9 protein-coding genes are annotated in these 8,067 nt (G+C 65.7%); 6 read left to right on the top strand and 3 right to left on the bottom strand.

Annotated elements, in window-relative coordinates; translation table 11 throughout:
* Positions 1–156 precede the first annotated feature (156 nt).
* Positions 157–768, bottom strand: coding sequence for a type II secretion system protein GspJ (locus tag RGM2987_RS01155; RefSeq protein WP_245138284.1), 612 nt, complete (start codon positions 766–768; stop codon positions 157–159).
* On the bottom strand, positions 765–1,217 hold the full coding sequence (gene gspH, locus RGM2987_RS01150) for a type II secretion system minor pseudopilin GspH (protein ID WP_245138283.1): 453 nt from the start codon (positions 1,215–1,217) through the stop codon (positions 765–767). Before gspH ends, RGM2987_RS01155 begins: the two co-directional genes overlap by 4 nt.
* A gap of 118 nt (positions 1,218–1,335) precedes the next feature.
* Here gspH and RGM2987_RS01145 point away from each other — a divergent pair, with 118 nt between their 5' ends.
* Positions 1,336–1,770 carry a type II secretion system protein N gene (locus RGM2987_RS01145; RefSeq protein WP_245138282.1) on the top strand — a complete coding sequence of 145 codons (435 nt, stop codon included), beginning with the start codon at positions 1,336–1,338 and terminating at the stop codon, positions 1,768–1,770.
* 131 nt (positions 1,771–1,901) lie between these two features.
* Here RGM2987_RS01145 and gspI read toward each other — a convergent pair whose 3' ends face one another.
* Positions 1,902–2,276, bottom strand: a complete 375-nt coding sequence (gspI, locus tag RGM2987_RS01140) for a type II secretion system minor pseudopilin GspI (protein WP_245138281.1) — start codon at positions 2,274–2,276, stop codon at positions 1,902–1,904.
* A gap of 149 nt (positions 2,277–2,425) precedes the next feature.
* Here gspI and gspG point away from each other — a divergent pair, with 149 nt between their 5' ends.
* Genes gspG through gspD form a run of 5 tightly spaced genes read left to right on the top strand, consistent with a single transcriptional unit; the run spans position 2,426 to position 7,955 of the window.
* Positions 2,426–2,875: a type II secretion system major pseudopilin GspG gene (gene gspG, locus RGM2987_RS01135; RefSeq protein ID WP_245138280.1), complete on the top strand. Its 450-nt coding sequence runs from the start codon at positions 2,426–2,428 to the stop codon at positions 2,873–2,875.
* A gap of 8 nt (positions 2,876–2,883) precedes the next feature.
* Positions 2,884–3,870, top strand: coding sequence for a type II secretion system minor pseudopilin GspK (gene gspK / locus RGM2987_RS01130; RefSeq protein WP_245138279.1), 987 nt, complete (start codon positions 2,884–2,886; stop codon positions 3,868–3,870).
* Positions 3,867–5,048, top strand: a complete 1,182-nt coding sequence (gspL, locus tag RGM2987_RS01125) for a type II secretion system protein GspL (RefSeq protein ID WP_245138278.1) — start codon at positions 3,867–3,869, stop codon at positions 5,046–5,048. The genes gspK and gspL overlap by 4 nt, the downstream gene beginning before the upstream one ends.
* Positions 5,041–5,598 (top strand): type II secretion system protein GspM, encoded by a 558-nt coding sequence (gspM, locus tag RGM2987_RS01120; RefSeq protein ID WP_245138277.1) that lies wholly within the window; start codon positions 5,041–5,043, stop codon positions 5,596–5,598. The genes gspL and gspM overlap by 8 nt, the downstream gene beginning before the upstream one ends.
* Positions 5,595–7,955 carry a type II secretion system secretin GspD gene (gspD, locus tag RGM2987_RS01115; protein ID WP_245138276.1) on the top strand — a complete coding sequence of 787 codons (2,361 nt, stop codon included), beginning with the start codon at positions 5,595–5,597 and terminating at the stop codon, positions 7,953–7,955. Before gspM ends, gspD begins: the two co-directional genes overlap by 4 nt.
* The last annotated feature ends 112 nt before the right edge of the window (positions 7,956–8,067 follow it).

Raw genomic sequence — 8,067 nt, 5'->3', positions numbered from 1 at the left:
GGCTGCAACTCTTGTGTTCGCCACGAATCCCCTGTGGGAGCGGGCTTGCTCGCGAAGACGGAGGCACATTCGACATCACTGCTTTCTGACCCACCGCTTTCGCGAGCAAGCCCGCTCCCACATGGGGCTCGGGTAGCCTGTGATTATGGGCTCGGCTTATTCCAACGGTCCCAACACCTGTCGGTATTTTTCGACCCCTTGGGGTGTCCGGCGGGTCAGGCTGATTTCGAGGCCGGCGGGGTTTTCCTCGCGGTTGCCGCTGAGTTTGCGCCAGCCTTTTTCCTGGTCCCAGTAGCGCAAGCCGGCGTCGCTGACATCGCTGAGCACGGCGATTGCGGCACCGGGTGCGGGCAAGGGGTAGCGGTCGCGGGCCTGGCCTTGGGCGCGGTACAGCGTGTCGCCCTTGAGCCACCAGCGCACCCGTTGCAGTTGGCCTTCCTGGGCCGATGCAACGCGGATCACGTCCATTCGGAAGCCCTTGCCTTCGGTGCTGCGCACGGTCAGGGCGGGCGGGGCGGTGGAGGGCGGATCGTCGACGCCGGGTTTCATCGGTTCGCTCAGTTCGATGCTGGCGCGCAGCTCGACGTCGCGTTCCAGTTGGTTCAGTACCCGCAACAAGGCTTCGGTCTGCTCGGTATTGGCCTGTAAATGGCTGTCGGCGCGAGTGACGCTGTCCAGCCCGCGCCAGGCGATCAGGCTGACCACGGCCATCAACAGGATCGCCACCATGACTTCAAGCAAGGTGAAACCCGTTTGGCGACTGTTCATTGGACGAGCACCCGCCCGGCGGCACTGCGTTGCACGGTGAGGCTGTTCTGGCCGTCCGACAGCCGGATCTGCAACGGCTCGCCGAGCCACTCGGCGTTCAGCACAACCCGCTGCCTGGGCTCCACCCGGATCTCCATCGACGGGCTTTGCCAGCGACGTGGACGCAGTTGCGGATCGTCCTTGAAACGATCCAGCCCGGCGCCACGATCGGTGCGCCGGGCGAAAGCAAAACCCTTGGCGTCCCCGCGCCAGGTGATTGGCCGGCCGTCGCTGCGGGCTTCGGCCTGGGCCAGTTGCAGCAGCTGCGCCAGCCGGTCGGCGTCCTCGCGCAGCAGCTTCAATGGGTCTGGCTTGATGCTCAGGCTCACGGCGGCGCTGGCGATGCCGATGATCACCAGCACCACCATCAATTCGATCAGGGTGAAACCCTGTTGCTTGCCCCGGCTCATCGCGCGCTCCTTTGCGTGGCAATCATCCTGCACGGCGAAGATGATAAGGATGTGAAATAAAACGGAGAGAATTGGCGCGTACGCTGGTGGCTGGTTTCAGGAAAAGGAGATTCAGGCCATGGCATTCATCGAGCGCATATCCGCGGCGCACATCGTCCAGGCGTTGGGCCTGCTCGCGGCGCTGGCCGGAGTGGCAACCTGGTCTTCGCTGCTGCTGACCTCGGCCGAGTCCCGCACCCCGGACGTCGCCCCGCAGCGCATGGCCGAGCGTTCCGATAACCCGGCGTTGCAATGGTTCTCCAACCAGCCGGCGCCGGTGCAGATCACCGTCAGCGGTGTGATGGCCGGGGCTCGTGGCGCGGTGGCAATCCTCAGTCTCAACGACGGACCGCCGCGCAGTTTCCTGGCAGGAGAGCCGGTGGCCCAAGGCGTGCGGCTGGTGTCAATCGAAGCGCAGGCGGTGGTGATCGAGCGGGGTGGTGAGCAGACGCGGTTGGCACTGGCCCGGTTGCCGGATTCTGTGAGCCTGCCGTCATTGACCAGAGCACAGTGACCCCTGTGGCGAGGGAGCTTGCTCCCGCTGGGACGGTCCGACGCCTCGGGCGCAGCGGCCCAAAAAAACCTACGGTCGCTGCGCAACCGAGCGGGAGCAAGCTCCCTCGCCACAATGGGTTGCGTGCGGCCTTACTTTTCCCGGTTGACCAACGTCTCTAACCGCGCCAGCGGCGGCCCGTCATGGCTGCGGTCCGACACGCTCAGTTCAACCCGCAACATCCGGCCGTTTTCCGCCGGGCGCAGGGTCTGTTCGCAACGCAGTTGCAAGCGTCCCTGATCGCACTCGAAGGTTTTCGAGCCCGCTGCGAACCGACCTTCCAGACGCAACTGCGCCAACTGACTGCGGGCCGTCAGCAAGGCGATGGATTTGTCGCGCAGCAAGCCGTTGCTCTGGGTCATCACCGCGGCCACGCGCACGGCCGCCGACATTGCCACGGCGATGATCGCCAGGGCCACCAGCACTTCAATCAGGGTGAAGCCGGCTTGTGGAGCAGGGCGTTGCATGGCGCGGGCTCGATGGGCGGAGGCAGCCCCCGAGGCTAGCGCGCATTCGTGACCGATTGACGACGCATGCTCCTGAGCAATTTCAATATCACTGACATATTTTCTTGCAACACTGCGCCTCGAATCGAATCCAGCGAAGGACCGTCGAGATGCAGATCGCCCGTTACAACGCCCGTCCCCAAGGCCCACGCCGGCAGCGGGGGTTCACCCTGATCGAGATCATGGTCGTGGTAGTCATCCTCGGCATCCTGGCGGCGATGGTGGTGCCCAAAGTGCTCGACCGTCCTGATCAGGCGCGGGCAACGGCGGCGAAACAGGACATTGGCGGCTTGATGCAAGCCTTGAAGCTTTATCGTCTGGACCACGGCACCTACCCGAGCATGAACCAGGGCCTCAAGGTCTTGGTGGAAAAACCCGCCGATGCGAAAAACGGCACTTGGAAATCCTACTTGGAGCGCCTGCCCAACGACCCCTGGGGCCGCCCCTACAATTACCTCAACCCCGGCGCCAATGGCGAAGTCGACATTTTTTCCCTGGGGGCCGACGGCCAGCCAGACGGCGATGGCGTGAATGCCGACATTGGCTCCTGGCAGCTCTGAGGGCCGTGATGCGAACGGATTCGCCCCTCGCGGCGAAGCAGCGTGGCATGGCGGTCATCAGCGCCTTGCTGATCGCGGCAGTGGTGGCGGTGATCGCCGGTGGCATGCTCACTCGCCAGAGCTTGTTCACCCGCAGCCTGGAAGCCGAGCAACTGCGCGTACAGGGCACGGCGCGCCTGCAAGGTGGCCTGCAGTTGAGCCGCCAGTTGCTGTGGGACGCCCGTCAGCGTGATCCGCTGACACGCTTCGGCCAACCCTGGGCACAGCCGATCGTGATGGCCGGTTCGGGTCAGGTGGATACGCCGTTCGAAGGACAGCTGGAAGACGAGCAAGGCAAGTTCAACCTGCGCAACCTCGTCGCCAATGAGCGGGTGGATGAGGAGCAACTGCGCGCTTTCGAGCGGCTGTGCCAGCAACTGGGCGTCGCGCCAGGGGTGCGCACGCGGATTGTCGAGCGGGTCATCGAGGCCTATCCGCGGCTGTTGAACCCTGAGCTTGCGGACCGCGCCCCGGCGGGCAACACATTCGACAGTGGCCGGGACACTTCTGCGGACGCCGCCAACGCCCCGCTGGCGCCGAACCGCCCGATGCTGCGCACCCTGCAAGACCTGCGCAGCGTCAAGGGCGTCACCTCAGGGTTGCTGGAAACGCTGGCGCCTTACGTGACGATCCTCCCCGCCAATACCTGGCTCAACGGCAACACCGCCAGTGCCCCGGTGTTGTCCGCCTACGTGCCGGGACTCTCGCTGCAACGGGCCGAGGCGCTGGTCAGGGAGCGCGACGGCGGCCACTGGTTCATCAACCAGGGCGATTTCGTCAATCGCCTGCGCATGCCGGAACTGCAACTAGCCACCGTCAAGGTCGGTATCACCAGCGACTGGTTCCGTCTTCGTGGGCAGGCGCGCAGCGGTCAGCGGCGGGTCGGACTGGACGCGTTGTTGCAACGCAGCCAGGACCGCCTGCCCCAGGTGATCTGGTCAAGGGTGGGCGTATGACGCGCCTGCGCATTGCCCTGGCGCCGCTGGGCAGCCTCGACCTCGACAGCCCGCTGGCGTTTGCCTGGCTGGATCGCCAGGGCCAGGTGCGCGAGCAAGGACGCGGCAGCCTCAGGGCGTTGGGCCAGGGCGGAAAAAACCTTGCGGTCGAATGTTTCCTTCATCCCCGTGACAGCTTGCTGACCCGCCTGGAGCTGCCCCCGTTGCCGGCGGCCAGGGTCACCGCGGCGGTGACCTGCGCAGCCCAGGCCTTGATGCTCGGCAGCAGCGCGCACATGCAACTGGCCCACAGCCCGCGCGATGCCGACGGGCAGGTGCAGATTGCCTGGTTGGATCGTGAGTCATTGCTCAACCTCGGCAAACTCCTGAACCAGGCCGGCCTGAAATTGCGCGGCCTCTACCCGGCGGCCTATGCCTTGCCCGTGGCGTCCGGGCCGGTGGCCTGCATCGACGACGGTCACCTGCTGGTACGCCATGGCCCGCAGCACGCCGAGGTGCAGCCGCTGCTGGAAGAGGCGCTGGACGAGTGGCTGATTGAAGCGGGCGCCGGTCTGCACTGGGTCGGCGAACCGCCGTCGCAGGCTTCGGTCAGCCCCTTGGCCGACAGTCAGCGCTGGACCGGCACCACGCCGGGCTGGGGCTTGCATGCCGGCCTCAGCCACGGCGCGGCCGGGCGGGGTGGTTGGGGCCGGGCAGCAGGGATCTGCGTCCTGGCGCTGGCGGTGTGGGTGGTCGGCCTGAACCTTTATGCCGCCCGTGAAGCGGCCCAGGGCCAGCGGCTCAAGGGGCAGATGAGCCAGCGAGTGAAACAGGCCTTTCCCGAGTTGCCGGTGATCCTCAACCCGCTGCAACAGGCGCGGCAGCAAATTGCCACGCGCCAGAACAGTTCGATCACTGACCCGGGACAACGCTTTACCAGCCTGGTGCAGCAGGCCGGCAGTGCGATGCCGTTCATGAGCGGCAGTGTCCAGCAATTGGTATTCGAGAAGGGTGAGCTACGCCTGAGTGTCGCCGATGAGGCGCGTAAAGCGACCGGCGAAGACGACTGGAAAATTCCACTGACCGAAGCCGGCATCGAGGTCGCCGCCCTCGACCAGGGTTGGAGCCTGCGCGTGGCCCCGGCCGGCCAAGGCACGCCGGACACCCCTGACGAAGCCTCGGAAGACGACGATGAATAAGCAATCGGTGGCGCTGCCGTGGGCGCGTTGGCAGACCCTTCGCGCGCGCTGGCGGACCTTCTGGCAGGGCCTGGCCGTGCGCGAGCAACGGGCCGTGGCCCTGAGCGCGCTGGTGCTGGGTAGCTTTGTGGTGTGGCTGGCGTTGATCGAGCCGCCGCTGAAGACCATCGCCTATTGGCAGGCCGAAACCCCGAAGCTGCGTTCGCAGACTGAAGCCCTCGAAGTGCTGCTGCGCGATGTCAGCGGTACCGCCCAAGGTCAACCGGTCGAAGCGGCCCTGCGCCAGACCCTCGACGCCAGTGGCCTGAGCGAGCATTACCAGTTGCAGGCTCCTGGAGCCGACGGTGCAAGTGCCTGGCAACTGACCTTCAGCGATGCGCCAGCGGATGCGGCGATTGACTGGCTGTTGGGCAGTCCACGGCAATTTTCCCTGGAAGTGATCGAGGCTCGCTTGCAGCGCACGGCACCGGCCACTTCTGACAACACCCCCGGCACATTGTCCGGAACCGTTCGCATGGATCAGGCGCAAGGCGCTAAGGAAGCTTCATGAAGGGGTCCCGATACCCACGTCACTGGCGCAAGGCTGCGCCGCTGCTGTTGCTGGCCCTGAGCGCTTGCAACAGCACGCCGCCCGAGTCAAAGCCAGCGCTGCTGGTGGACAGCGAACTGGGCATTCCATTGGGCAGCACCCAACGCGGTGGCGACGTGTTGCTTGATCGCCAACGGGCCCAGGCGTTGCGTGAGCAAAAGCCTGCGGTGCGGCACCAGGTCGATCTCACCGCCCGCGCCCGCGAGCCACGCAGCAGTACTGCAGCGCGCAGCCCGCTGGGGGATCAGCCGGTGACGCTGAATTTCGTCGAGGCCGATATTCAGGCGGTGGTCCGGGCGTTGTCCCGTTCCACCGGCCAGCAGTTCCTGGTGGACCCGCGGGTCAAGGGCAACCTGACGCTGGTCTCCGAAGGCCAGGTGCCGGCGAGCCAGGCCTACGACATGCTGCTGGCCGCGCTGCGCATGCAGGGCTTCAGCGTGGTCGACGTCGGCGGCGTGGCGCAGGTGGTGCCGGAGGCCGACGCCAAGCTGTTGGGCGGGCCGATCTACAGCGCCGACAAACCGGCCGGCAACAGCATGCTGACCCGGACCTTCCGCCTGCAATACGAAAACGCGGTGAACCTGATTCCGGTGCTGCGCCCGATCGTATCACCGAACAACCCGATCAATGCCTACCCGGGTAACAATACGATTGTGGTCACCGACTATGCGGAGAACCTGTCGCGGGTCGCGCAACTGATCGAAGGCATCGACACCCCCAGCGCCATCGACACCGATGTGGTGCCGATCCAGAACGGCATCGCCGTGGACATCGCACAGATGGTGTCCGACCTGCTGGAGACCCAGGGCGGCGACCAGACGCAGAAGATCAATGTGATCGGCGACCCGCGCTCCAACTCGATCATCATTCGCGCCGGCAGCCCCGAGCGCACGGAGCTGGCGCGCAACCTGATCTACAAACTCGACAACGCCCAGAACAACCCGAGCAACCTGCACGTGGTCTACCTGCGCAACGCCCAGGCCGGCAAACTGGCCCAGGCTCTGCGCGGCTTGCTCACCGGGGAAAGCGAAGGCGAGGGCAGCGATAACTCGCGCTCGGTGCTCAGCGGTATGGGCGCCAGCACCAACGGCCAGGGCGGGCAGACCAGCACCGATGGCACCAGCAGTACCGCGAACGGCAGTCCCTCCACTAGCAGCAACGGCTACGCCCAGGGCAGCAGCGGCCAGGCCTCGTCCGCGACGAAGAACGAGCAGAACACCGCTTTCAGTGCGGGCGGCGTGACCATCCAGGCGGATGCCACCACCAATACCTTGCTCATCTCCGCGCCGGACCCGCTGTACCGCAACCTGCGCGAAGTCATCGACCTGCTGGACCAGCGTCGCGCCCAGGTGGTGATCGAGAGCCTGATCGTCGAAGTCGGCGAAGACGACGCCAGTGAATTCGGCGTGCAATGGCAGAGCGGCAACCTGGGCGGCAGCGGGGTGATCGGCGGGGTCAATCTGGGCGGCACCGGGCTCAACCTCAACGGCAAGACCAGCATCGACGTGTTGCCCCAGGGCCTGAACCTCGGCGTGGTCAACGGCACCGTGGACATTCCGGGGATTGGCAAGATCCTCGACCTCAAGGTCCTGGCCCGCGCCTTGAAGAGCAAGGGCGGCACCAACGTGTTGTCGACCCCCAACCTGCTGACCCTGGACAACGAGGCGGCGAGCATTTTTGTCGGCCAGACCATTCCGTTTGTCAGCGGTAGCTATGTCACCGGCGGTGGGGGCACCAGCAACAACCCGTTCCAGACCGTGACCCGCGAAGAGGTCGGCTTGAAGCTCAACGTCCGGCCGCAGATTTCCGAGGGCGGTACGGTCAAGCTCGATATCTACCAGGAGGTCAGCAGTGTCGACAACCGCGCCTCGAGCACCACCGGGATTGTCACCAACAAGCGCGCCATCGACACCAGCATCCTGCTGGACGACGGCCAGATCATGGTGCTGGGCGGGCTGTTGCAGGATGGCTACAGCCAGAGCAACGACGCGGTGCCGTGGTTGTCGACGATCCCCGGCATCGGCGCGCTGTTTCGCAACGAGCGGCGGCAGATCACCAAGACCAACCTGATGGTGTTCCTGCGGCCCTACATTATCCGCGACACGGCGGCCGGGCGCGGCATCACCCTCAATCGCTACGACTTCATGCGCCGCGCCCAAGGCCTGCTGCAACCGGAACGCAGTTGGGCACTGCCGGACATGCAGGCCCCGCAGCTGCCGGCCTCGGCCAGGGCGATTCCGGGGGCTGCGCCCGCCGGGCTGCAAACGCCCAGGGCGGCGATCAAGGCGGTGCCGTTAACGGAGTCTGTCGGACAATGAGCCTCCAAACTGTGGCGAGGGAGCTTGCTCCCGCTGGGACGGTCCGACGCCTCGGGCGAAGCGACCCCCAAAAAATTGCATGCGGTCTGCCTGGCACACCGAGGCGCCTGGC

This window comes from Pseudomonas sp. RGM2987, assembly GCF_022952855.1.
GTDB lineage: Bacteria > Pseudomonadota > Gammaproteobacteria > Pseudomonadales > Pseudomonadaceae > Aquipseudomonas.
This window is presented reverse-complemented; position numbering and strand designations above follow the sequence as displayed.

Bases quoted from the DNA above. Each gene is read 5' to 3' on its own strand.
- gspM (WP_245138277.1), top strand. From the start codon at position 5,041: ATGAATAAGCAATCGGTGGCGCTGCCGTGGGCGCGTTGGCAGACCCTT.
- gspD (WP_245138276.1), top strand. From the start codon at position 5,595: ATGAAGGGGTCCCGATACCCACGTCACTGGCGCAAGGCTGCGCCGCTG.
- gspL (WP_245138278.1), top strand. From the start codon at position 3,867: ATGACGCGCCTGCGCATTGCCCTGGCGCCGCTGGGCAGCCTCGACCTC.
- RGM2987_RS01145 (WP_245138282.1), top strand. From the start codon at position 1,336: ATGGCATTCATCGAGCGCATATCCGCGGCGCACATCGTCCAGGCGTTG.
- gspH (WP_245138283.1), bottom strand. From the start codon at position 1,217: ATGAGCCGGGGCAAGCAACAGGGTTTCACCCTGATCGAATTGATGGTG.
- gspI (WP_245138281.1), bottom strand. From the start codon at position 2,276: ATGCAACGCCCTGCTCCACAAGCCGGCTTCACCCTGATTGAAGTGCTG.
- RGM2987_RS01155 (WP_245138284.1), bottom strand. From the start codon at position 768: ATGAACAGTCGCCAAACGGGTTTCACCTTGCTTGAAGTCATGGTGGCG.
- gspK (WP_245138279.1), top strand. From the start codon at position 2,884: ATGCGAACGGATTCGCCCCTCGCGGCGAAGCAGCGTGGCATGGCGGTC.
- gspG (WP_245138280.1), top strand. From the start codon at position 2,426: ATGCAGATCGCCCGTTACAACGCCCGTCCCCAAGGCCCACGCCGGCAG.